The organism is Nonomuraea africana, assembly GCF_014873535.1.
Taxonomy (GTDB): Bacteria; Actinomycetota; Actinomycetes; order Streptosporangiales; family Streptosporangiaceae; genus Nonomuraea; species Nonomuraea africana.
The window spans coordinates 1,841,521-1,864,202 of record NZ_JADBEF010000001.1 but is presented as its reverse complement, the minus strand read 5'-3'; the positions used below and the strand labels follow the sequence as shown (position 1 = coordinate 1,864,202).

The 22,682-nt window shown below is 71.2% G+C and carries 22 protein-coding genes and 1 pseudogene; 11 read left to right on the top strand and 12 right to left on the bottom strand.

Annotated features, from left to right (window positions below):
• Window positions 1-64 precede the first annotated feature (64 nt).
• On the top strand, window positions 65-658 hold the full coding sequence (locus H4W81_RS08565; protein WP_192774295.1) for a TetR/AcrR family transcriptional regulator: 594 nt from the start codon (window positions 65-67) through the stop codon (window positions 656-658).
• Here H4W81_RS08565 and H4W81_RS08560 read toward each other — a convergent pair.
• The 3 genes from H4W81_RS08560 to H4W81_RS08550 form a co-directional block, all read right to left on the bottom strand.
• Window positions 655-1,260: a class I SAM-dependent methyltransferase gene (locus tag H4W81_RS08560; RefSeq protein ID WP_192774294.1), complete on the bottom strand. Its 606-nt coding sequence runs from the start codon at window positions 1,258-1,260 to the stop codon at window positions 655-657. The genes H4W81_RS08565 and H4W81_RS08560 overlap by 4 nt on opposite strands.
• Window positions 1,261-2,196, bottom strand: a complete 936-nt coding sequence (locus tag H4W81_RS08555) for a glucosyl-3-phosphoglycerate synthase (protein WP_318781615.1) — start codon at window positions 2,194-2,196, stop codon at window positions 1,261-1,263.
• Between the two features lie 92 nt (window positions 2,197-2,288).
• A complete protein-coding gene (locus tag H4W81_RS08550; protein WP_397126918.1) occupies window positions 2,289-3,761 on the bottom strand; it encodes a helix-turn-helix domain-containing protein in 1,473 nt (490 codons plus the stop codon).
• Between the two features lie 216 nt (window positions 3,762-3,977).
• Here H4W81_RS08550 and aceA point away from each other — a divergent pair, with 216 nt between their 5' ends.
• The 3 genes from aceA to H4W81_RS08540 all read left to right on the top strand — a co-directional run bounded on the left by aceA (window position 3,978) and on the right by H4W81_RS08540 (window position 6,613).
• Window positions 3,978-5,261 carry an isocitrate lyase gene (aceA, locus tag H4W81_RS08545; protein WP_192774292.1) on the top strand — a complete coding sequence of 428 codons (1,284 nt, stop codon included), beginning with the start codon at window positions 3,978-3,980 and terminating at the stop codon, window positions 5,259-5,261.
• A gap of 147 nt (window positions 5,262-5,408) precedes the next feature.
• Complete coding sequence (locus tag H4W81_RS48405) at window positions 5,409-5,540, top strand: hypothetical protein (protein ID WP_264083139.1); 132 nt, start codon at window positions 5,409-5,411, stop codon at window positions 5,538-5,540.
• Window positions 5,541-5,548: 8 nt separating this feature from the next.
• The gene (locus H4W81_RS08540) at window positions 5,549-6,613 is read left to right on the top strand and encodes an MFS transporter (protein WP_192774291.1); all 1,065 of its coding nucleotides are present in this window, start codon (window positions 5,549-5,551) and stop codon (window positions 6,611-6,613) included.
• Here the strand turns inward: H4W81_RS08540 and H4W81_RS08535 are convergent.
• The 4 genes from H4W81_RS08535 to H4W81_RS08520 all read right to left on the bottom strand — a co-directional run bounded on the left by H4W81_RS08535 (window position 6,604) and on the right by H4W81_RS08520 (window position 11,785).
• Window positions 6,604-8,142 (bottom strand): zinc metalloprotease, encoded by a 1,539-nt coding sequence (locus H4W81_RS08535; protein WP_192774290.1) that lies wholly within the window; start codon window positions 8,140-8,142, stop codon window positions 6,604-6,606. The two genes, H4W81_RS08540 and H4W81_RS08535, sit on opposite strands and share 10 nt — an antisense overlap.
• 97 nt (window positions 8,143-8,239) lie before the next feature.
• The gene (locus H4W81_RS08530; RefSeq protein WP_192774289.1) at window positions 8,240-9,754 is read right to left on the bottom strand and encodes a serine/threonine-protein kinase; all 1,515 of its coding nucleotides are present in this window, start codon (window positions 9,752-9,754) and stop codon (window positions 8,240-8,242) included.
• Window positions 9,755-9,961: 207 nt separating this feature from the next.
• Entirely contained in the window at window positions 9,962-10,771 is an 810-nt protein-coding gene (locus tag H4W81_RS08525) for a siderophore-interacting protein (RefSeq protein WP_192774288.1), read from the bottom strand.
• Between the two features lie 48 nt (window positions 10,772-10,819).
• Window positions 10,820-11,785: an alpha/beta hydrolase gene (locus tag H4W81_RS08520; RefSeq protein ID WP_192774287.1), complete on the bottom strand. Its 966-nt coding sequence runs from the start codon at window positions 11,783-11,785 to the stop codon at window positions 10,820-10,822.
• Between the two features lie 330 nt (window positions 11,786-12,115).
• On the opposite strand from H4W81_RS08520, the gene H4W81_RS08515 reads away from it, so the two are divergent.
• The 3 genes and pseudogenes from H4W81_RS08515 to H4W81_RS08505 form a co-directional block, all read left to right on the top strand.
• Entirely contained in the window at window positions 12,116-12,847 is a 732-nt protein-coding gene (locus H4W81_RS08515) for an ABC transporter permease (RefSeq protein ID WP_318781614.1), read from the top strand.
• A complete protein-coding gene (locus tag H4W81_RS08510; RefSeq protein ID WP_192774286.1) occupies window positions 12,840-13,628 on the top strand; it encodes an ABC transporter permease in 789 nt (262 codons plus the stop codon). The genes H4W81_RS08515 and H4W81_RS08510 overlap by 8 nt, the downstream gene beginning before the upstream one ends.
• A gap of 2 nt (window positions 13,629-13,630) precedes the next feature.
• Window positions 13,631-14,320 (top strand): annotated as a pseudogene (locus tag H4W81_RS08505) (ABC transporter ATP-binding protein); the annotation flags it as partial.
• A 47-nt stretch (window positions 14,321-14,367) separates the two neighbouring features.
• On the opposite strand, the gene H4W81_RS08500 reads toward H4W81_RS08505, so the two are convergent.
• Window positions 14,368-14,856: a hypothetical protein gene (locus tag H4W81_RS08500; RefSeq protein ID WP_318781613.1), complete on the bottom strand. Its 489-nt coding sequence runs from the start codon at window positions 14,854-14,856 to the stop codon at window positions 14,368-14,370.
• Window positions 14,857-14,942: 86 nt separating this feature from the next.
• Between H4W81_RS08500 and H4W81_RS08495 the strand changes: the two genes are divergently transcribed.
• Window positions 14,943-15,491 carry an MFS transporter gene (locus tag H4W81_RS08495; RefSeq protein ID WP_192774284.1) on the top strand — a complete coding sequence of 183 codons (549 nt, stop codon included), beginning with the start codon at window positions 14,943-14,945 and terminating at the stop codon, window positions 15,489-15,491.
• A 43-nt stretch (window positions 15,492-15,534) separates the two neighbouring features.
• Window positions 15,535-16,272, top strand: coding sequence for a YcnI family copper-binding membrane protein (locus tag H4W81_RS08490; protein WP_192774283.1), 738 nt, complete (start codon window positions 15,535-15,537; stop codon window positions 16,270-16,272).
• Window positions 16,273-16,415: 143 nt separating this feature from the next.
• On the opposite strand, the gene H4W81_RS08485 is transcribed toward H4W81_RS08490, so the two are convergent.
• From H4W81_RS08485 to H4W81_RS08475, 3 genes are read right to left on the bottom strand one after another with little or no spacing between them, the layout of a single operon-like run.
• Window positions 16,416-17,474: an ABC transporter permease gene (locus H4W81_RS08485; RefSeq protein ID WP_192774282.1), complete on the bottom strand. Its 1,059-nt coding sequence runs from the start codon at window positions 17,472-17,474 to the stop codon at window positions 16,416-16,418.
• Window positions 17,461-18,414, bottom strand: coding sequence for an ABC transporter ATP-binding protein (locus H4W81_RS08480; RefSeq protein WP_192774281.1), 954 nt, complete (start codon window positions 18,412-18,414; stop codon window positions 17,461-17,463). The genes H4W81_RS08485 and H4W81_RS08480 overlap by 14 nt, the downstream gene beginning before the upstream one ends.
• Window positions 18,411-19,505 carry a LolA family protein gene (locus H4W81_RS08475; RefSeq protein WP_192774280.1) on the bottom strand — a complete coding sequence of 365 codons (1,095 nt, stop codon included), beginning with the start codon at window positions 19,503-19,505 and terminating at the stop codon, window positions 18,411-18,413. Before H4W81_RS08475 ends, H4W81_RS08480 begins: the two co-directional genes overlap by 4 nt.
• A 109-nt stretch (window positions 19,506-19,614) precedes the next feature.
• On the opposite strand from H4W81_RS08475, the gene H4W81_RS08470 reads away from it, so the two are divergent.
• Together H4W81_RS08470 and H4W81_RS08465 are read left to right on the top strand one after the other, a co-directional pair.
• Window positions 19,615-20,289, top strand: a complete 675-nt coding sequence (locus H4W81_RS08470) for a response regulator transcription factor (RefSeq protein ID WP_192774279.1) — start codon at window positions 19,615-19,617, stop codon at window positions 20,287-20,289.
• Window positions 20,282-21,628 carry a sensor histidine kinase gene (locus H4W81_RS08465; RefSeq protein ID WP_318781611.1) on the top strand — a complete coding sequence of 449 codons (1,347 nt, stop codon included), beginning with the start codon at window positions 20,282-20,284 and terminating at the stop codon, window positions 21,626-21,628. Before H4W81_RS08470 ends, H4W81_RS08465 begins: the two co-directional genes overlap by 8 nt.
• 58 nt (window positions 21,629-21,686) lie before the next feature.
• Here H4W81_RS08465 and folP read toward each other — a convergent pair whose 3' ends face one another.
• On the bottom strand, window positions 21,687-22,529 hold the full coding sequence (gene folP / locus H4W81_RS08460; RefSeq protein ID WP_192774278.1) for a dihydropteroate synthase: 843 nt from the start codon (window positions 22,527-22,529) through the stop codon (window positions 21,687-21,689).
• Between the last annotated feature and the right edge of the window lie 153 nt (window positions 22,530-22,682).

Below are 22,682 nucleotides of genomic sequence, written 5' to 3'. Positions count from 1 at the left end.
CGGACAGTAGCCAACCAACTAGTTGGACGTCAACCAACCAGTTGGTCGAGATACAATGCCGACCATGGCAACGAAGGACTCGACCGCCGCCACCCGGGCCGCCCTGTTGAAGGCCGCGGGGGCGGAGTTCGCCGCGTACGGCCTGGCCGGTGCACGGGTGGACCGCATCGCCGAACGGGCGGGCGTCAACAAGGAGCGCATCTACGGTCACTTCGGCACGAAGGAGATGCTCTTCGACGCCGTGGTCACCGACGCGATCAACGACCTGACCGAGCAGATCGCCATGCCGAGCGACCCCGTCGAGTACGTCGCCAAACTGACCGACTACTACCGCGAGCACCCGCAGCTGGTGCGGCTGCTGATGTGGGAGGCGCTGAACTTCCGCGGCCCCGAGCAACTACCCGGCTTCGAGGCGCGCGCGGAGCGGTGCGGGAAGAAGACCGAGGCACTGGCGCAGGGGCTCGGCAGGGAGGTCTCGCCCGAGGTGGCCAGGCTCCTCTACACCCTCACCGGGCTCGCCCTGTGGCCGTCGATGATGCCGCAGCTCGGGCGCATCATGCTGGGCGACGACTTCGACAACGCCGAGGCGGGGCGCGACCAGGTGGCCGCCTTCGTCGCCGCTGCGCTCGACGCAGGCCCCGCTGACCGCCGGAGCTAGGTGTTGTCAGCGGGACGCCGGTGCACGCTGACCGCGTAGCCGCCGCCCTCGTACGGCCGGCCGTCCCAGGTGGCGAAGCGGTGCTCCAGCCACAGGCCCGCGGCCTCGCACCAGGCGTCGTAGTCGGCGAGGGTGACGCTCGGCGGCACCGGCAGGTGCTGGGCGTCCAGCCCGAACCCGGCGACCAGCAGGCCGCCCGGCTTCAGCGCGTGCGCCAGGCGCTCGACGGTGCCCGGCTCGGCGCCCTCGGCCAGGAGCGGGATCACGTTGCCCGCCGCGACCACGAGGTCGAAGGAGGCGCCGAGGTCGAGGGCGGCCAGGTCCGACTCGATCCAGGTCAGGTCAGGGGCCTTGGCACGGGCGACGTCGAGCATGGAGGCGTCGAGGTCGACGCCCGCCACGTCGTAGCCCTGCTCGGCCAGCCAGATCGCGACCCGGCCGGTGCCGCAGCCCGCGTCCAGGACGCTCGATCCCGGCGGGACGAGCGCGGCGCAGAAGCGGGCCTCGCCGTGGACGTCCTGGCCGGTGGCGGCCAGCGCCTCGAACCTGCCGGCGTACTCCTTGCCCGCGGTGCCGCCGGTGAGGTCGATCCATCTGCTCATCTACCGGAGATTACCCGCCATGGTCATCATCGGCGGCCGCTCGGCGATCGAGACGTCCGTCGTCGTCACCAGATGGCCGCTCTCGCCCCGGCGGAACTGCGAGAGCGTGGCGGACGGCTCGTGCAGGGGGATCATCTTGCCCTGCCGTTCGAGACGGGACCACGCGGCGAGCATGATCTGCCCCGCCATCGCGCCGAGCGCCTCCGTCGACTGGGGCGAGTGCTCGCGGGAGCCGAGGTCGACCTGGGCCAGCGCGTCGAGCCCGGCCATGTCGAGCAGGTCGATCAGCAGGCCGATCTCGACCCCGTAACCGGTCACGAAAGGGACGCGCTCCAGGGCGGAGCGACGGCCCGCGTACTCCCCCGCCAGCGGCTGGACGAACCCGGCCAGCTCGGGCCAGTGCAGGTTGATCAGCGGCCTGGCCACGAGCTCGGTCACCCGGCCGCCGCCGGTGGGCGCGCCGAGGAGCGGGCGGTCGTAGCAGCCCTTCACGTACACGATGGAGGGATCGTCGAGGAGCGGGCCGAGCAGGCCGCTCACCATGGAGGCGCGGAAGTCGCGGATGTCGGCGTCGACGAAGACGACCAGCTCGCCCGAGGTGACGGCCAGCGACTTCCACAGCGCCTCGCCCTTGCCGTCGAACGGCTTGAGCCCCGGCAGGATCTCGTCCTGGGCGTGGACCACCGCCCCCGCGCGCGCCGCCACGGCGGCGGTGTCGTCGGAGGAACGGGAGTCGATCACGACGATCTCGTCGACCAGGCCGTCCAGCTCGCGCCTGATCTCGCGAATGATCACGCCGACGGTCTCGCGCTCGTCGCGGGCGGGCAGGACGACGCTGACCGTGGTGCCGCCCTTGCGTTCCAGCAGGGCACGGAGGGGCCAGTCACCGACCGAGGACGTACGGCCGCGCAGCCACGCCTCCACCTCAGGCAGCACGGACCCCTCCCCTGTCGATTTCACCATTCATCAGCTTAGAGTCGCCCGCACACTCGGCCGCCGGAGGGGTCGGGCCCGGCCGGGAACGAACGCTACGCCTGGGCGGCGTGCCGTTCGAGGAAGGTGTAGACGTCGGCCTCGTCCACGCCGGGGAACGAGCCGGGCGGCAGCGCGGCGAGCACGTGGGAGTTGGCCCGCGCCGACGGCCACGCGTACCCCTCCCAGCGCTGGGCCAGCTCGGTCGGCGGGCGGCGGCAGCAGTCGCCGGTGGGGCAGTTGGAACGGGTCCTGTTCGTCGTCTCCCTGCCCCTGAACCACCGCGACTCCCTGTACGGCACGCCCAGCGTGATCGCGAAGTCCCGCTCGCGCGAGGGATCGACGTGCGCGACGCAGAAGTACGTGCCGGTCGGCGAGTCGGAGTACTGGTAGAAGACCGAGAAGCGGTCGGGTGAGAGGAAGACCTGCCGCCCCGACCACTGCAGGCACATCCGCTGCCCCTCGATGGCGCCCTGCTCGTCGGCGGGGAAGACGATGCCGTCGTTCTCGTAGGCCTTGTAGATGGTGCCGCCGGCGTCGTTGCGGACGAAGTGGCAGACCAGGTCGAGGTGGTGGGTGGCCAGGTTGGTGAAGCGGTGGGCGGCCATCTCGTAGGAGACGGCGTAGACGTCGCGCAGGTCCTCCACCGACAGGGCGCGATCCTGCTTGGCCTCCTGGAGGAACTGCGTGGCGGTGCGCTCGGGCACCAGGACGGCGGCGGCGAAGTAGTTCGCCTCGGTGCGTTGCCGCAGGAAGTCGGCGAAGTCGCGGGGCTTGTCGTGGCCGAGCGCGAGGTGGCCGAGGGTCTGGAGCAGGATCGTGCGAGGGGAGTGCATGCCGAGTTGCTCGTGCTTGACGTAGATGCGGCGGTTGCGCAGGTCGGTGATGGAGCGGACCGAGCGCGGCAGGTCCTGCACGGTGTGGACGGTGTAGCCGAAGTGGGTCACGAGGGCCTGGACCGTGCTCTGGGACAGCGCGCCCGTCCGGTAGCCGACGGCGGCCAGTGCCTCGGCGGCGGCCTTCTCGATGTCGGGGAAGTAGTTGCCCTGCTCGCGCTGCCTGCGGCGGAGCTCGGCGTTGGCCGCCCTCGCCTCCTCCGGTGTGGCGGTGCCGCGGGCCTGCCTGGCGCGCAGCTCGCCGTACAGGCCGAGGATGTGTTCGAGGACGTCGTTGGGCACGCGGGCGGAGACCTTCAGCCGCGGCAGGCCGAGGCTGCTGTAGATGGGGTCGCGCTGGGCCTCCTCGAGCGCGATCTCCAGCTGGGCCCGCCGGTTGGGGGGCTGGCGGCGCAGCAGTTCCTCGACCGGCACGTTGAGCGCGGTGGCGAGTGACTTCAGCAGCGACAGCTTGGGCTCGCGCTTGCCGTTCTCCAGCAGGGAGAGCTGGCTGGGCGCCCTGCTGACGCGGGTCCCCAGGTCGGACAGGGTCAGGCCGCGCTGCTTGCGCAGGTGGCGCAGCCGTTGACCGAAGGCGATGAGATCGAGCTCCTGCGTCAAAGAGAGCGGTTCTTCGCCGAGCAAGGGGGCCATGTCGGGATCCTAAACGAAAAATCCATCCTTCTTCCAGAGCGCCGCTCGATTGGTCTAGTCCATAGTGAAAACTCGCAATTTCTTCTGCCTTGAATACTGGTGAGTATCGTCCTCAGCAGAATTTTCGCGATTCTTCTGCAAGATCAAGCCTGTTGACCCCTCGATTCCGGGCACAGACTCGGAGCAAGCACCCAGGGGACGACAAAGGAGTGAAAAATGAACGATCGCCTCAAGGGAGCCGCTGAGCAGCTGCAGCGCGAGTGGGAGCGCGACCCGCGCTGGCAGGGCACCGAGCGCACCTACACCGCCGAAGACGTCATCCGGCTGCGCGGAAGCGTCCAGGAGGAGCACACCCTTGCCCGCCTCGGCGCCGAGCGCCTGTGGAACCTGCTGCACACCGAGGACTACGTCCACGCCCTCGGCGCGCTGACCGGCAACCAGGCCGTGCAGCAGGTGAAGGCGGGACTGAAGGCGATCTACCTGTCCGGCTGGCAGGTGGCCGCCGACGCCAACCTCGGCGGGCAGACCTACCCCGACCAGTCGCTGTACCCGGCCAACTCGGTGCCGGCCGTCGTGCGCCGCATCAACAACGCGCTGCTGCGCGCCGACCAGATCTCCTGGTCCGAGGGCTCGGACGACACCCACTGGCTCGCCCCGATCGTCGCCGACGCCGAGGCCGGCTTCGGCGGCGTGCTGAACGCCTTCGAGCTGATGAAGGGCATGATCGCGGCCGGTGCCGCGGGCGTGCACTGGGAGGACCAGCTCGCCTCGGAGAAGAAGTGCGGCCACCTCGGCGGCAAGGTGCTGATCCCGACCGGCCAGCACATCAAGACCCTCAACGCGGCCCGCCTGGCGGCCGACGTGGCGGGCGTCCCCTCACTGATCATCGCGCGGACCGACGCCCAGGCCGCGACGCTCCTGACCAGTGACGTCGACCCTCGCGACCAGCGCTTCACCACCGGCGACCGGACCGCCGAGGGCTTCTACCGGGTCCGCAACGGCGTCGAGGCCTGCATCGACCGCGGCCTGTCCTACGCCCCGTACTCCGACCTGCTGTGGATGGAGACCTCCACGCCCGACCTGGACGTGGCGCGTGAGTTCGCCGAGGCCATCAAGGCGAAGTACCCCGACCAGATGCTCGCCTACAACTGCTCGCCTTCCTTCAACTGGAAGCAGCATCTGGACGACTCCACGATCGCCAAGTTCCAGCGCGAGCTCGGGCACATGGGGTACAAGTTCCAGTTCATCACGCTGGCCGGGTTCCACTCGCTGAACTACTCGATGTTCAACCTCGCCCAGGGCTACGCCTCGGACGGGATGACCGCCTACGTCGAGCTGCAGGAGGCCGAGTTCGCCGCCGAGTCGCGCGGGTACACCGCCACCCGGCACCAGCGCGAGGTCGGCACCGGCTACTTCGACCTGGTCAGCACCGCGATCGCGCCCGACTCCTCGACCACCGCGCTCAAGGGGTCCACGGAGGAGGAGCAGTTCGCCCACTGAGATCGCTGAGACTCGCCGATTCCTCCTAGGGCATGGGAGGGTTCCCCGGCGATCGCCCCGGTTCCGCGCGCCCGCGGAACCGGGGCGTTTTTCCGCTCTGGGTGATCCCCGGCGGTTGCCGCCCTTCCCCCGCCTAAGCTCCCACGAGTGCTCGAACTTCTCAGGGATCGCGTCTACCTCAGATACTGGCTGGCCGTCGTCGTGTCGTTCCTGGGCGACGCGATCACCAGGGTCACCCTCATCTACGTCGCCGCGACGCTGACCGACCCGTCGTCCTGATCGCACTGGTGATCGTCGCCCAGCTGCTGCCTTCCGGGGTGCTCGGCGCGTTCGTGGGACCGGTGGCCGACCGGCTGCCCAAACGGGTGCTGCTGATCGGCTCCGACCTGGCCAGGGTGCTGATCGTGCTGGCGATGATCCCCGCGCTCGGCTCGGCGTGGCTGCTGCTCGTTCTGATCTTCCTCGAGGGCGTCGGCAAGGCCTTCTTCGAGACCGCCCGCATCGCCGCCATCCCCAAGATCGTCGGACGGCACAGCATCCCCTCGGCCGTCGCGCTGTTCCAGAGCACCAGCCACACCATCAACCTGCTCGGCCCCGCGCTCGGCGGCCTGCTGGTCGCCGTCGGCAGCGTGCCGGTGGTGCTGATGATCGACGCGGCCACCTTTCTGCTCTCCGCCGCGCTGCTGGGCAGCATGGCCGTGCTGCGCGAGCTGCCCTCGGGCCCGCGCGAGCCGTACTGGGGCGCGCTGCGGGCAGGGGTGCGCGGCGTGCTCGGGGTGCCCTCGCTGCGGCACCTGGCGCTCTTCCTGGTGCCCGCGATGCTGGTGCTCGGCCTGTTCACCACGAACTTCAACGCGCAGCTGCTGACCGTCTTCCAGCTGCCCGCCCTCTCCTACGGCCTGGCCCAGGCGCTGTTCGGCGGCGGCTCCATCCTCGGCGCACTGCTCGGCCCCGCGCTGCTGCGGCGCTATCCCGACCGCCTGCTGGCCGCCTCGATCGTGGTGTTCGGGCTGTCCCTGCTGGCGCTCGCCCCCGCCCAGTGGAGCGGCCATCTCGCGGTGATCGGGCTGTGGTGCCTGCTGACCGGGCTGGGCTCCGGGCTGTTCCAGGTGCCGGTCGCCAACACGCTGCTGCGCGACCTGCCCGAGGACCTGCGCGGGCGCGGCGTCGCCCTGCTCAACGCCGTGATGGTCAACTTCACCATCGCGGGGGTCGTCGCCGGCAGCCTGGTCGCCGAGGTGACCGGCGTCGCCGCGTCCATCATCGGGTCGGGGGCGCTGCTGCTCGGCGCGGCCGGCCTCCTTTCCCTCCGGTACGGCAGGCAGCCCGAAGGCCACCCCGGTCACCGTTGACCGCCGGAGTCGGTCACCGTGAGGGTCGCGGCTGCCGCCTTGGGCGCCAGCGCGGCCGCCGTCAGGTCGTCTATCCTCCTGGCGCTCTCCCCCGTCAGCTCGGAGGGGGTCGGCGAGTGCGAGCCCTGGCCGAAGTCGGCGTCATCGCGGAAGTTGAGGTCGAGGTGCTGCCAGTCGTCGTGGCCCGTCAGCGTCTGGCCCGGGCTGGGCCCGCAGCCGGAGATGCCGAGGTCGTTGACGTCGACGGCCACGGGCAGGGTGTCCTCGCGGCCGTCCTCGTCCCAGTCGAGCCCCGCGTCGGCCTGGTCACTGCTCCAGCCGCCCACGCCGCCGTCCGAGCTCCAGTAGGTGAAGTTCGGCCCGGCGTCCCCGACGCCGTCCCTTTCCAGCAGCCGCGACTCGTCGAGCTGGTTGAGGGTCTGGGTGGAGTAGTCGAGCTTGCGTCCGCCGCCGGCCTGCGGGATGTAGCCGGTCTGGAAGGCGTAGCTCATGACGCTGATGTAGTTCGGCTTGCAGTTGACGTCGCTGTCACCGCCGTGCTGGAGGCCGAGGTTGTGGCCGAGTTCGTGCATGAGCGTGCCCGCCTGCTGCCGCCTGGTGCCCACGTGGTGGGTGCCCGCGTCGTTCAGCCCCCAGGTGTCGGCGCCCAGCGTCACCAGGATGTCGTCGCCGTGGATCTCGGCCCGCCCCGACGAGGTGCCGTTGTCGTGCTGGTGGGCGAAGACGACGTAGTGGTAGACCAGCTTCTTGGCGGCCAGCGCCTCGGGGTCCGCGCGCTGGGCGGCGGTGCCGAACGAGGCGGCCTTGATGGCGTCGAACCCGCTCCAGGTGGTCAGGTTGTCCTGGTGGGCGAGCTCCTCGTCCTCCTCGACGTGCAGGGTGATGCCGCTGCTGCCGTCCGGGTTGGCCAGCGGCGCGCGGGCGAAGGCGTCGACGACGTCCTGGCGGGCCTCGGGACGCAGCCGGTGGTCGGCCATGTGGTCGATCTCGAGGTAGATGTCCCTGCGCCTGGGGTTGGCCCCCCGCAGCGTGAGGTCGGCGACGGCGTCGCCGTCGACGTCGATCCCGCTCGACTCCCAGGCGTCGAGCAGGCCGTCGGCGTCGGTGTCGGGGCTGATCGTGAGCGTGGCCGTGCAGCGGGCGAGCACCGTGTCGCCCGTGACCGACGAGGTGATCTCGATGGTGACCTCGTCGGTGCCGAAGGCGGCCGACGTGGTGGTCAGCTGCGCGTTGACGCCCGCGCCCAGGTCTGCCCCGAGCGTGCGGGTGGCGACGGGGTGCCGCTCGCCGTACAGGTCGTTGGGGAGCATCACCGCGGTGAAGGTGGCGTCGACCGCGCCGGTGTTGGTGAGGCTCAGGTCGAGGGCGACGGCCGCGCCCTTCTCGAGCGTCAGGTGCTCACCGCGGAAGCCGCAGGTCGCGGTGGGCGCCGCGGCCGCGGTCGCGGGTCCCGTACGCAGCGCGCAGGCGAGGGCGAGCGAGAACACCATGGCCAGCCGTACCGTGCGGCGGCGATCTGCACGTTTCACAGAAAGAGGCTGACCAGCCAGGAAAAGCCAGAAACCCACCGGCATCTATGGACACGGTAATCACTCCGGTCACATCAGATGCTTCGTGGTGCTTTCTTCACTTTCCTGAGCCCGAAGGGGTGTCCGTCGGAGCCGGGGAGCCCTGGTCGGTCGGCGTGACGCTGACCGAGGGCGACGGCACCGGCTCCTCACCGGGCCCCTCCTGCGGGATGGTGGTGATGCCGGAGGAGGGCCGCGGGCAGTCGCGCTTACCGCGCTTCTTTCCCGCCGGGTTGACGCAGTCGCCCGGGTCGCCGTTGCCCGGCAGGTCCGGCGGCCTGCTCAGGTGCTCGGGCCAGGCGACCCCCTGCGTCTCGGTCCTGGGCGGCCGCAGCCTGGAGGGGCTGACCGTCCTGGTGTGGGTGACGACGACGGTCGGGGTGACCGAAGGACCCGCGGGCGGCGGATGGACCGTCGTCTGCTCGGCAGGCCGGCCCGGATTGATCGTGGACCTGGCCGTGCCGTTCGGCATGACGTACGGGGCGTTCTCGGGCGTCTGGGTGGCGCCGTCCAGCCGTACCCCGCCGCCCCCGCCGGCCGCGGCCACCGTCAGCGCCGCGATCGAGACGGTCGCCAGGGCCGCGAAGCTGGCGTGCGACACGTGGGCGCCCGCCTTCGCCCGGCGGCGGCGCGGCTCGGTCGCCTCCGGCTCGGGCGGCGCCTGCGCCAGGCGCACCCTGCCCGCTCCGGGCGGGTACGGCACCGGCGACCAGATCTCGCCCAGCACCCTGCCGACCGCCGCGCGCAGGTCCCAGGGGTCGCCGACGCCCCCGGCGGCCAGCAGCGCGCGCAGCAGGTCGGCCGCCTTGGGCCGCTCGGCGGGATCCTTCGCCAGCGCCGCCTCCACGGCCGGACGCAGCAGCGCGGGCACCCCGTCGACGCGCGGCGGCTCCAGCATGATGCGCCGGGTCAGCACGTCGGGCTCACCGGCGCCGAACGGGTGGTGGCCGGTGGCGGCGAAGGCGACCAGGCAGCCCCAGGCGAACACGTCGGAGCCCGGTACGGCGGGCCCGCCGGTCAGCCGTTCGGGCGCCACCCAGCCGGGACTGCCCATGACCTGTCCGGCCTGGGTGTGCGCGGCGACGGCGTCGACGTCGCGGGCGATGCCGAAGTCGATGACGCGCGGCCCGTCAGGGGACAGCAGCACGTTGCCCGGCTTGAGATCGCGGTGGACCAGCCCCGCGTCGTGCACCGCGACCAGCGCGGCGGCCACCCCCAGGGCGACGCCGTAGGCGAGATCGGGGGTGAGAGGGCCGCGGGCCACCACGACCTGGGACAGCGCGGGCCCCTGGATGTACTCGCAGACCAGGTAGGGACGGTCGCGGTCGGTGCCGTCCTCGATCACCGCCGCGGTGCAGAACGGCACCACGCGGCGAGAGAACGTCACCTCCTCGGCGAACCTCGCGCGCAGCGTGGGGTCATTGAGATGGACGGCGTGCGGCGTCTTCAGCGCCACCAGCCCGCCACGGGGATGCTCGGCCAGATAGACCACGCCCATGCCGCCGGTCCCGAGCCTGCCGAGCAGCAGGTACCTGCCGATGATCACCGGGTCGCCCACCGTCAGCGGCCGCACGCCTGGCGGCATACCGCTCGATCCACGTGCCATCCGGGACCTCGCCTCTCCTGCATAGGGGCACAGTCACAGCACACTGTGTCCGGGCAGGGCGCGGCTTTTCTCCGGGAGTGTCACAAGGGGTATCGAAGGTAAGGCGAATCTTCCTCCGAGGCCAGTAAAGGCTGTGCTATGAGGGCTTGGGGGGTCTTATGTGACCGGTGAGAGTCAGTGGGTGAGCGCGGCCGACTCCTCCGCCTCGACCTGCCGGTTCCAGTCCTTCTTGACCGAACGCCAGCCCTCGTCGTCGACGCCCAGCCGCCAGTAGCCCGAGATCGACAGCCGGTCGAGCGGGATCTCCTTCTCCACCCGCAGGAAGCGGCGCAGCTCCTTGACGCACGCGGCCTCGCCATGGACGAAGGCGTGCACCCTGCCGGACGGGAAGTGCAGGCCGCGCACCGCCTCGACGAGCCGGTGGCCCCTGGCCGCCCCCTCCCTGTGCACGTAGACGACGGGAGCGTCCAGCTTCTGCTCCTCCTCGGGCCCCTCGACCTCGATGAAGACGTGCGCGGTCGCGCCCCTCGGCAGCGCCTCCAGCGAGGCGGCGATCGCGGGCAGCGCGCTCTCGTCACCGACGAGCAGGTGCCAGTCGGCCTCGGGGCTCGGGGCGTAGCCACCGCCAGGGCCGATCAGGTACAGCTCGTCACCCGGACGCGCCGCCTCGGCCCACGGCCCCGCGAGGCCCTCGTCGCCGTGCACCACGAAGTCGATCGTCAGCTCGACCGCCTCCGGGTCCCACGCGCGCACGGTGTAGGTGCGCAGCCTCGGCCAGTGCTCGCGCGGCATGCTCTCCCTGCAACCCGCCATGGTGAAGGGCGTCGGGTAGGCCACCCCCTCGTACGGGAAGACCAGCTTCACGTAGTGGTCGGTCAGCCCTTCGGTGGCGAAACCGGCCAGCCCGTCGCCGCCGAACACCACCCTGATCATGTGCGGCGTGAGCCGCTCCGTCCGCAGCACGACACCACGATGTTCCGTCATCGAAACCCCTCCAGCGTAGTTAGGCGTGCCTAACCTATAACTGGAACGTCATGCCGCGAGCGAAGATTCCTCACCCTTCGCCTCGACCGCGGCCAGGAAGCGGGCCATGTGCCGGTAGACCAGGCGGGCCTCGGGCAGCACGTCGGCCAGGATCGCGAAGACGTGCGGCATCCTCGGCCACTCCTCGTAGGTCACGGGCACACCCGCCTCGCGGGCCCGCAGCGCGACCCTGCGGTCCTCGTCGCGCAGCACCTCCGTGGAGCCCGTCACGATCATCAGCGGCGGCAGTCCCGTGTAGTCGCCGTAGACGGGCGAGACGAGCGGATCGCGCGGGTCGAAGCCCGACGTCCACCGCTTGGCCAGCCACTCCACCCGGCTGGCCGGCAGCATCGGGTCCATCCAGCGGTTGGCCCTTCGAGGGTTGTCGCTCAGGTCGGCCCACGGCGACAGGCAGATGGCCGCCGCCGGCAGCGGCAGGCCGCGGTCGCGCAGCGCGAGGAGGGTCGCCAGCGTGAGGTGGCCGCCCGCCGAGTCGCCCGCGAACAGGATGTCGCCCGGCACGTGGCCGCGCTCGATCAACTCGCCGTAGGCGTCGAGCGCGTCATTGAGCGACTCGGCCAGCGAGTGGATCGGGCCCTGCCGGTAGTCGAGGGCGAAGACGGGCCGGCGGGCGACCACCGACAGCCGCCAGGTGATCGGCCGGTGGGTGGCGGGCGAGCCGCTGAAGTAGCCGCCGCCGTGGAAGTAGAGGAGCACCTTGCGCTCGTCGAGCCCGTGGCCCGCACGGACCCACTCGCCGGAGCGATGCGGGACGATGGTCACGTGGCCGGGCTGGCGCATGGGGACGAGCCTGATCAGCTCGCCCAGGCGGGCGCAGGCGCTGATGGCCAGCGGGTGCCGCAGGAGCAGGCTGGAGGCGGGCTTCAGCGTGCCGCGGAGCAGGCCGTTGAGCGCCCGGCACTGCCAGCTGAACGGATAGTCGGGAGAGACATCCAGGTCGATCTCGGACCGCACAACTGAAGAATTCCCTCTAGAGGATCGTTCTACCGGCAAGTAAGTAACTCCTATATTTCCGGTATATGTCGGTGATGCAGGAAGACCCATGTCGCCTGTCCGGATTGGTCTTCTGCCCCGAGATCGCCGCACTTCACTTCGGGCGGCGGCGGTGCGCCGCTTTATCGCCTTGCTGACCGCCGAGCCCTGAGCGGATAATTACCGCTCCGAACACACCCGTGCCCCTCCATGGGCACGGGCTGTAGCCATGCCATCACTCTCCGGAGGTGACGCACCATTTCCCTCTATGCCCGGCTCGTCCGGTACGGCTTCCGCAAGCACGCCACCTACGTGTGGGCCGCGGTGGCCGGAGCGTTCACCAACAGCGTCTTCGGCATCCTGCGCGCCTACGTCCTGATCGCGCTCTGGCAGGCCCGCCCGGGCCTGGCCGGCTACGACGTGATCGACGCCGTCACCTTCTGCTTCATCACCCAGGCCTTCATCGGCCCCATGCAACTCTTCGGCGGCGGCCTGACCATCCCCGAACGCATCCGCAGCGGCGACATCGCCCTCGACCTCGTCCGTCCCGCCTCCCTGCAGGCCTGGTCCCTCGCCGAGGACCTCGGCAGGGCGGCCTACCTGTTCCTGGTGCGCGGCATCCCGCCGACACTCCTCGGCGCACTGCTGTTCGGCATCGTCTTCCCCGCGGACGCCGGGCAGTGGACCGTCTTCATGGTCAGCGTCCTGCTCGGCGTCGTGGTCAGCTTCGCCTGGCGCTACCTCGTGGCGCTGTCGGTGTGCTGGCTCACCGACGACCGCGGCGTCACCACCGTGTCGCTGGTGCTGACGACGTTCTTCAGCGGCCTCATGGTGCCGCTGTCCATCTTCCCCGGCTGGCTCGGCGACCTCGCCTCCGCGCTCCCCTGGGCCGCGATGGCGCAGGCGCCCGCCGACGTCTTCCTCGGCAAGGCGGGCCTTCTCGACGCGGTGCCGTTCCAGGCGCTGTGGGCGGCCGTCCTGCTCGCCCTGGGCACGCTCGCCACCCAGGCGATCAGGCACAAGGTGGTGATCCAGGGTGGTTAGGACCTACGCCCTCCTCGCCTGGACCTGGACCCGCGCGGCGGCGGCCTATCCCGCCTCGTTCACCCTCATGATCGTCTTCGGCTTCGCGATGGCGGCCGTGGACGTCGCGGTCATCCTCGTCATCTTCGCCAACACCACCTCCCTCGCCGGATTCACCCGAGCCGAGGTGCTCTTCCTGTACGGCGCGGCCAACGTGGCCTTCTCCGTGGTCGACATGTGCGTCGGCAACATCGACAGGATCAGCCAGCACATCAAGGCAGGAACCTTCGACGCCATCCTCATCAGGCCCGCCTCCGCCTGGGTCCAGACCGCCGTCGACCGCTTCACCCCTACCAGGATCGGCCGCGTACTGCAGGCCGTGGCCGTCCTGTGCGTGGCGCTGGCCGAGCTCCAGATCCCCTGGCAGCGGATCTGGATGGTGCCCGTCATGATCGCCACCGCGATGCTCATCTTCGCCTCGCTCTGGACGCTGGCGGGGGCGCTGCAGTTCGCGCTCACCGACGCACCCGAGATCGGCAGCGCCTTCACCTACGGCAGCGGCCAGCTCAGCCAGTACCCCTTCAGCGTCTACGGCCGCGACCTGGTGCGCGGCGCGACGTACGTGCTGCCGCTCGCCTTCATCAACTGGCAGCCCGGCCTGTACGTCCTGGGCCGGGACGACCCGTTCGGCACGCCGGAGTTCCTGCGTTTCCTCGGGCCGCCGGCCGCCCTGCTTCTCGCCCTGCTCGCCGCCCTCGCCTGGCGGCAGGGCATTCGCCGCTACCGATCGACGGGGAGTTGACGATGATCGAACTGGACCGGGCCGGACGCTCGTTCAAGGTCAAGCGCACGGTGGTGCACGCCGTACGGGATCTGTCCTTCCGGGTGGAGCCCGGAGAGTTCGTCGGCTACCTCGGCCCGAACGGCGCGGGCAAGTCGACCACGATCAAGATGCTCTGCGGCATCCTCACCCCCAGCTCGGGGACGGTGCGCGTGGCCGGGCTCGATCCTTCGAGGAAGCGAACGACGCTGGCGAGGAAGATCGGCGTGGTGTTCGGGCAGCGGACGACGCTGTGGTGGGACCTGCCGCTGAGGGACAGCTTCGAACTGGTCCGACTCCTTTACAAAGTAGATCGCAAGCTTTTCCGCGAGCGGCTCGACGAGCTGGTGGAGACGCTCGACCTGGCGGAGTTCCTGCGCACGCCGGTGCGCCAGCTCAGCCTCGGCCAGCGGATGCGCGGCGACCTGACGGCGGCGCTGCTGCACGCGCCCGACGTGCTGGTGCTCGACGAGCCGACGATCGGGCTCGACGTGGTCAGCAAGAACAGCATCCGCGCGTTCCTGCAGAGGGTGAACGCCGAGCGCGGCACCACCGTCCTGCTCACCACGCACGATCTGGGCGACATCGAGCGGCTGTGCCGGAGGGTGATGCTCATCGACCACGGCCGGCTGGCGTTCGACGGCACGCTGGAGGAGCTGATGGCCACCGCTCCGGAGCAGACGATCGAGGAGGTGGTGACCAGGCTCTACACCCGCGCGGGTCAGTAGTAGCCGCCCTCCTGGGCCTCCTCGTAGTCGTCGTCCAGGTCGTCGTGCCTGCGCGACCAGCGCGAGGGCATCAGGACCGGCAGGAACATCACCACGCCGAGCAGGGCGTGGACGCCCGTGGTGAGCAGTGTCCTGTTGCCCGCGCCCGCCTCCAGCACGACCTGGTGCATCGAGGGCTCGTCGGGGATGAACGACAGCGCCCTGTTCACATCGAGCGCGTAGACGACGGTCCAGGCCAGCAGGACCATCGACGGCACGAACGTGGTCAGCGGCGAGACCCTGCCCACCACGACGAGCCCGACCACCAGGCCGACCACCGCCATGGCGGCGAGGGCGATCCACAGGCGCGTCCCTGTGACGGGCGCCGCCGTCCCCGGCCCGACGGCCAGCGCCTGCTGGGCTGCCCAGCCTCCCCCGACCAGCAGGGCGCCGGTCACGATCACGCCGAGAAGCAATCCAGCGAAATGCCGCAAGTTCCTCACCTCAGCCCCGACCCTAGCCACAAAGCCGACACTTCTTCCAGGCCTTGAACACAGCCGTATGGGGCCGTGAGAACATATGGGCACTCATGCGCGCCAACCTTCCACTCCGGCTCACGCGAGCGGCCGTCTTCTCGGCCGTCTGCGTGCTGCTGGCCGCCCTCGGTCACGTGGTGGCGGGCGGTGACGGGCCCCCGCTGTGGGCGCTCGGGCTGGGCGGCGGCGCGGTCATGGCGCTCGCGCTGGCGCTGTCGGGCAGGGAGCGCTCGGCCGCCACCATCAACCTCACCCTGCTCGGCCTGCAGGCCGGGCTGCACGAGCTGTTCGGCCTTGGAAGCGGCGGCGGCGCGGTCCTCACGCTGACCCACGGCCACGGCTCCGGGCTCGGGGAGAGTCTGGGCATGCTGCTCGCCCATCTGACGGCGACGCTGATCACCGGTTGGTGGCTGGCGCGCGGCGAGGCCGCGCTGTGGTCGCTGCTGCGCCGCCTCGGCCACCGGCTGATCGGGCTGCTCCCCCCGCCCCCCACGATCTCCGTACGGCAGGCGCCGGTCCGCGCGGTCCGCCGCGTCACCGGCTGCGGCGCCGTCCTTCGCCACATCGTCAGCAGACGCGGTCCTCCACTTCCCGTCGCCTGACGTCTTCTCTTCTTTCCTTTCTTCTTTCAAGTGGAGTTTCCGCATGTCCAAGTTCCGTCGTACGGCCGGCGTGCTCGCCGCCGCCACCGCGCTCTCCCTCGGCCTGGCGGTCCCCGCCTTCGCGCACGTCACCATCAACCCGGGCACCGCCGAGCAGGGCGGGTTCACCAAGGTCGCCTTCCGCGTGCCGAACGAGCGCGACGACGCCTCGACCACCAAGATCGAGGTCTCCTTCCCCGTCGACCATCCGCTGGCCTTCGTCTCGGTGAAGCCAGTGCCCGGCTGGGAGGTCAAGGTCACCGAGGGCAAGCTGCCCAAGCCGGTGAAGACCGAGTACGGCGAGCTGACCGAGGCGGTCACCAAGGTCGTCTGGTCGGGCGGGGAGATCAAGCCCGGGCAGTTCCAGGAGTTCGAGGTGTCGATGGGTCAGCTGCCGACCGACACCACGCAGCTGCTCTTCCCCACGTCGCAGACGTACTCGGGCGGGGAGGTCGTCCAGTGGGACGACGAGCCCAAGTCGGACGGCAGCGAGGCGGAGAAGCCCGCGCCGCTGCTGAAGCTCACACCCGCCTCGGCTGACGGCCACCACGGGTCGGGCTCCGCCTCGGCCTCGGCTTCCGCCGCGCCGTCCGCCACGGGCGCCGTGCCGTCGGTGACCCCGGTGGCCGCCGCGGCCGGCTCCTCGGACGGCACGGCCAGACTCCTGGGCGGGGCCGGGCTGGTCGTCGGCCTCATCGGCGTGGTGATCGGCTTCATGGGCCTGCGCCGCCGCTCCGCCTGACGCTCCGCGGGGCCTGTGACCGGCCTGAGGCCTGCGGGGGCCGGTGACCCGCACAGGGCCCCGCGGAACGACCGCCGCGCGGCTCCAGGAAAGCCTCGACCCCAGTCGGAGGGGCGAGGCTCTCCTGGAGCGGGGGTGCGGTCTTAGGAGGTGATGTCCTTGCTGGTGAAGCGGGCCCAAGCGAAGGAACCGAACAGCAGGATGTACGCCCCGAAGGCCAGCAACCCCGAACGCAGGTCGTCGAAGGCGATCGGGTCGCGCAGTACCGCGTCGAAGTCGCTCCACCAGTTCGGCAGCAGGTAGGGCTGCAACCCGTCGAGCTCCGGGATCACCCTGAGCACCTGGGTGACGATGACCATCACGACGGTGGCGGCGATCGCGCCGATCGGCGCCTCGGTCAGCGTCGACAGCGCCAGCGCGACGGCGGCCAGCGCGGCCATCCCGGCCGTGACGTAGCCGACGACGATCAGCATCCGCAGCAGCGCGTCGCCGAGCGGGATCACCACGCCCGACAGCAGCGTCACGGGCCCCGAGGGGAACAGGATCAGGCCGGTGACCAGCGCCGCCAGCGACACGGCCGAGGCGACGGCCAGGCAGAACAGCACCGCGTTGACGTACTTCACCGCCAGCAGCCTCGTGCGTCCCGCAGGGGCGGCCAGCAGGTAGCGCAGCGTGCCGCCGCTGGCCTCACCGGCCACCGCGTCGGCGGCCACGACGGCGATGGCGACCGGCATCAGCAGTGGGACGAGCGCCGACAGCGAGATGAAGGCCAGGAAGAAGCCGTTGCCGGTGACCTGCTGGATGATGCCGCCCGGGCCGTCCGACATGTCTCCGCCGACCAGGCGCAGCACGATGCCGAGGACGACGGGCACGGCGGCGAGGACGGTGAGCATGGCCACGTTGCGCGGCCTGCGGAAGGTCAGGCCCAGCTCGGAGCCGAGCATCCTGAGGAAGGCGCGCGCCGGGCCGGTCCCGCCGTCCTGGGGTGTGGCGGGCAGGGCGGGCAGATCGGCGCGCGGCCCGTGCTCGGCGGTGAGCCTCGACTCGGCCACCGGCACCAGCCCAGGAGTCCGCCGCACCCCAGCACCCCCGGCCTCGGACCCGCTCCGAGCCTCGAACCCGCCGCGAGCGAAGGAGCCGTCGCGAGCCGAGGAGCCCTCGTGGGCCTCCAGGTCGCGGACCTCGGGCTCAGCCTTCGACATCGAAACCCTCCCCGGTCAGCCCGACGAACACCTCTTCCAGGCTCGGCCGTACGACCGACAGGCCCCTGACCGCCACGCCCGCCTCCACCAGCGAGGCGTTGAGCCGTTCGGGGGCGTGACCGCCGAGCTCGGCGCTCACCTCCACCCCGTCCAGCACGACGGCCGACAGGCCGAGCCCGCGCAGGACCCGAGCCGCGTCCGCCGCGTCAGGTGTCTCGACACGGATGCGCGGGGCCCGCCCGCCGCTCAGCGAGGCGATGGTGCCCTGCGCGACGAGCCGGCCCGCGCGCATGATGGCCGCGTGCGTGCACATGTGCTCGACCTCGGCCAGCAGGTGCGAGGAGACGAACACCGTGGTGCCGTCGGCGGCGATCTCCTTCACCAGCGAGCGCACCTCCCTGGTGCCCTGCGGGTCGAGCCCGTTGGTCGGCTCGTCGAGGATGAGCAGCTCGCGCGGGCCGAGCAGGGCGGCGGCGATGGCCAGGCGCTGCCGCATGCCGAGGGAGTAGTGCCGGTACCGCTTGGCGGCGGCGGCCGACAGTCCGACCCTGTCGAGCGCGGCCGCGACCCTGGCGCGGGCCGTACGGCGGGGCGCGGTGGGGTCGGCGGCGTCGTAGCGCAGCAGGTTGGCCTCGCCCGACAGGTAGGGGTAGAAGGCGGGTCCCTCGACCAGGGCGCCGACCCTGGGCAGCGGCACCACCGTGTAGCTGCCGGAGGTGGGCGTGACCAGGCCGAGCAGCATGCGGATGGTGGTGGTCTTGCCCGACCCGTTCGGGCCGAGGAAGCCGTAGACCGAGCCGCGCGGCACGGCCAGGTCAAGGGAGTCGACCGCGACCTGGCCGCCCTTGAAGCGCTTGGTGAGCCCGTCGGTGACGATCGCGTCGCCCCCGGCGGGCGGGGACGCCCCTGAGGGCGCCCCTGCTTCCAGCGTCACGCTCACTTGGCGCCTGCCGCCTTCGTGAGCTCCTCGGGGGTGACCGCGCCGACCAGCAGGCGGCCGTCGTCGGTGAACAGCGCGCTGACCAGCTTGGTCTTGATCAGCTTGCCGCTGCCCCACGCGCCGCTCACCGGGGTGGCGGACTGCAGGAGGGTGTCGAGGGAGAAGCCCTCCTGTCCCTGCTCCTGGGTGGCGGGGGCCTTCGGCGTGGGCATGACCGCGACCGTGGTCCAGCCCTCGCCGACGGTCTTGATCTCGCCCTCGGAGAGGTGTTCCTTCTCCTTGTCCTTGGTGAAGCCGAGGGTCTTCTCCTCGACCTTGGCTCCGGCCGGCGGGGTGAAGGTGAAGTTCTCCGGCGCGGGGGCCGAGAAGGTGACCTCGGTGAAGCCGACCTCGAAGGCGGGCTCGGCCGCCCCCTTGGCGTGCACCTGGACGCGCAGCGGGACGTAGGTCTCGCCGTCGAGAGCCAGCCGCACGTCTCGCACCAGCGAGCCGGCGTCCTTGGGCGCAAGCACCAGCTCGTAGGCCGAGCGGCCGGCGACCTGGGTGTTGCTGGTGACGCTGACCACGCTGTGCTCGCCGACCTTGGCCAGCAGCTGCTCCGCGGCCTGCTGCGGGGTCATCGCCGGCGTGCTCGGCGCCGGGGTGTGCGGCCGCTCCGTGCCCGGCGCCACCTTGACGCGGGTGGCGGTGTTGGACTGGCTGTCCCACATCCAGGTCTGGTCGCCGTTCACGATGATGTTGGTCTCGTTCATCTGGCCGGGGACGGCCAGCCTGAACTGGTCGCGCGCGCCGTACCAGACCTTGGCCTCGTGGGACCCGGACAGCAGGGCGATCGGGGAAGCGGCCGACGCGCCCTGCGGGAGCGCGGGAAGGCCGAGGGAGGTGGTCTTCAGGACGGTCCCCGACATCGGGGGCAGGCCGTCGTTCCGCACCGCCGCCGCCGCGTCGGCCAGCAGTTGCCGGGCCGAGCGCTCCGGCAGGACCGGATCGCCGCTCACCGCCGCGATCACCGGGCCCGCGCCTATCGCGGCGCCGATCACGGCCACGGCCGCGATCGGGACTCCCCACCTCACGAACTTGCCTCTGGACATCTCACTCCTTCACGGTATTGCTTACCTCCCAACAGTGCGTGACGTGTCCTGTGGCGACCCTGAGACGAGCTGAGAGGGCTCTCAGCGCAGATGGTGCACTATGTGGCCTATGAGAGTTCTGGTCGTCGAGGACGAGCGGCGGATGGCGGCGGCCCTCCAGCGGGGACTGCAGGCCGAGGGGTTCGCCGTGGATCTGGCCCACGACGGCGAGGAGGGCCTGCACCTGGCCAGGCAGGGCGACTACGACGTCGTCGTGCTCGACATCATGCTGCCCAGGCTGTCGGGCTACAACGTGTGCAAGCGGCTGCGCGCGGAGGAGAACTGGGTGCCGATCCTGATGCTGTCGGCCAAGGACGGCGAGTACGACATGGCCGACGGGCTCGACCTGGGCGCCGACGACTACCTCACCAAGCCGTTCTCCTACGTGGTGCTGGTGGCCAGACTGCGGGCGCTGCTGCGGCGCGACGCGGGCCGCCGTCCGGCCGTGCTGACGGCGGGCGACCTGTCGCTGGACCCCGCCAGGCGCAAGGTGCAGCGGGGCGACGAGTCGGTGGAGCTGACCCCAAGGGAGTTCGCGCTGCTGGAGTACCTGATGCGCCGCCACGACGAGGTGGTGTCGAAGTCGGAGATCCTGGAGCACGTCTGGGACACCTTCGACACCGACCCGAACGTGGTCGAGGTCTACGTGGGCTACCTGCGCCGCAAGATCGACGCCCCGTTCGGCAGGAACGCGCTGCAGACCGTACGCGGCGCGGGTTACCGGCTGGCCGGCGACGGTGGCTGACTCCCCTCTCGCCAGGTGGCGGCGCAAGAGCCTGCGGTTCAGGCTCACCGCCCTGGCCGCCGTCGCGCTGGCGCTGGCGTTCGCGGTGTCGGCGTCGGCGCTGATGGCGGTGCTGGGCAGGTCTTTGACGGACACCGTGGACGAGACCACCAGGCGGCACGCGCAGGCCGTCAGGGCGCAGGCCGACAGCGGCACGCTGACCGACCCGATCACCACGCAGGACGGCACGATCGTGCAGGTGATCGCGGCGAACGGGCGGATCACGCACGGCACGTACGGCGCCGACCGCCTGGTGCCGCTGCTCGACGCCCGCGACAGGAGGCGGGCGCTGAGCCACGACGGCGCCTGGTTCCTCGGCGGCGAGCCGTACGGCATCCCGGGGCCGCTGCGCGTGGTGGTCGTCAGCGGCGACGAGGGGATCACCGTCCTGGCCGCGCGCCCGGTGGCCGAGATCGAGAAGAGCCTCATCGTCGCGGGCAGGGTGCTGCTGGTGGGCACGCCGCTGTTGGTGGCGTTCCTGGCGGGGGCCAGCTGGCTGATCATCGGCAGGACACTGCGGCCGATCGCGGCGTTGCGCAAGGGAGCCGCCGAGATCACTCACACCGCCAGGTCGAGACGGCTGCCGGTGCCCGAGGCGCGCGACGAGGTGCACTCGCTGGCGGTCACGCTCAACGACATGCTGGCCCGCCTGGAGGGGGCCGAGTCGCGCCAGCGCGCGCTCGTCTCCGACGCCGCGCACGAGCTGCGCAGCCCGCTGGCCAGCATCAGGCTGCAGCTGGAGGTGGCACTCGGCCACCCCGAGGGCCAGGACTGGCGCGAGACGGCCGAGGGCGTGCTGGAGGACACCATGCGCCTGTCGCGCCTGGCCGAGGACCTGCTGGCACTCGCCAGGCTGGACGAGCGCGGCGGCAAGCTCGCCAGGAACGAGCCGGTCAACCTGGAGGAGGTGGTCAGGCAGGTCGTGGAGAGGTACGGCGAGGCCCGCATGACCGCCTGCGAACCCGTCGTGGTGCGCGGCGACGCCCTTGACCTGAGCAGGGTGGTCACCAACCTCATGGACAACGCGGTACGGCACGCGACCGGCAAGGTCGAGGTCGCGCTGAGGGCCGACGGCGAGCTCACGATCACCGACGACGGGCCCGGCATCCCCGAGCACGACAGGGAGCGCGTCTTCAACCGCTTCACCCGGCTCGACGACGGCCGCAGCAGGGACGAGGGCGGCGCGGGCCTCGGCCTGGCGATCGTCCGCGAGACGGTCAGGGCGCACGGCGGCACCGTCCACCTCGAGGACGCCGACCCTGGACTGCGCGCGGTGGTCAGGCTGCCGCCCGCCGCCTGAAGCGGCTCTCTCGTCCAGCGCATGGCGCCGCCGCGGTCGCCTGATCGGTGGCGAACCCTCAGTCGCCGGCTCGCGTGAGGCGGGTGACCTCGGCGAGCGCCGTCCTGGCCGAGGCAGCGTCGTGGACGCGGAAGACCCGCGCCCCCTGCAGCGCCGAGACGGCCAGCGTGGCGATCGTGCCCGCGTGCCGTTCCTCCACCGGCAGCCCGCCCAGCGCCTCCCCCACGAAGTCCTTGTTCGACACCGCCACCAGCACCGGCCAGCCCGTCGCCACCATCTCGTCCAGGCGGCGGCTGACCTCCAGCGAGTGGAAGGTGTTCTTGCCGAAGTCGTGTGCGGGGTCGATGAGGATCGACTCCCTCGCCACCCCCGCCGCCACCGCCCGCTCGGCCAGGTCCACGGTGTAGGAGACGACGTCGGCGACCACGTCGGCGTACGCGATGCGGTGCGGCCTGGTGCGCGGCTCGACCCTGCCGGCGTGCGCGCACACCAGCCCCACGCCGTGCCTGGCCGCCACCTCGGCCAGAGCGCGGTCGACGCCGCCCCAGGTGTCGTTGAGCAGGTCGGCGCCCGCCTTGGCGACCACCTCGCCCACCTCGGCCCGCCAGGTGTCGACGCTGATGATCAGCTCGGGGTGGCGCTCCCGTACGGCGGAGACCAGGTCGGCGACGCGCCTGATCTCCTCGTGGGCGTCCACCGTCTCGCCGGGGCCCGCCTTGACGCCGCCGATGTCGACGATGTCGGCACCGCCCTCGACGGCCTGGTCGACCGCCTCGAGCGCGGCCCCGAAGCCGTAGGTCCTCCCCTTGTCGAAGAAGGAGTCGGGAGTACGGTTCACCACGGCCATGACCGCGTACTCTCCCTGGCCGAACTCCCTGCCGCGCAGGCGCAAGATGCTCATCACTTCGGAGCCTACAGAGCCGCACGCCCGGTCAGTCCCGCCAGCGCGCTCGACCGTCCGACTCGGCCGCCGACCTGCGGGAGTGAGGGGCGCTCCGCACCCCGGCGCGAACCCAGGGGCGAGGGGCACTCCTCACACCAGAGGGGGACTCCT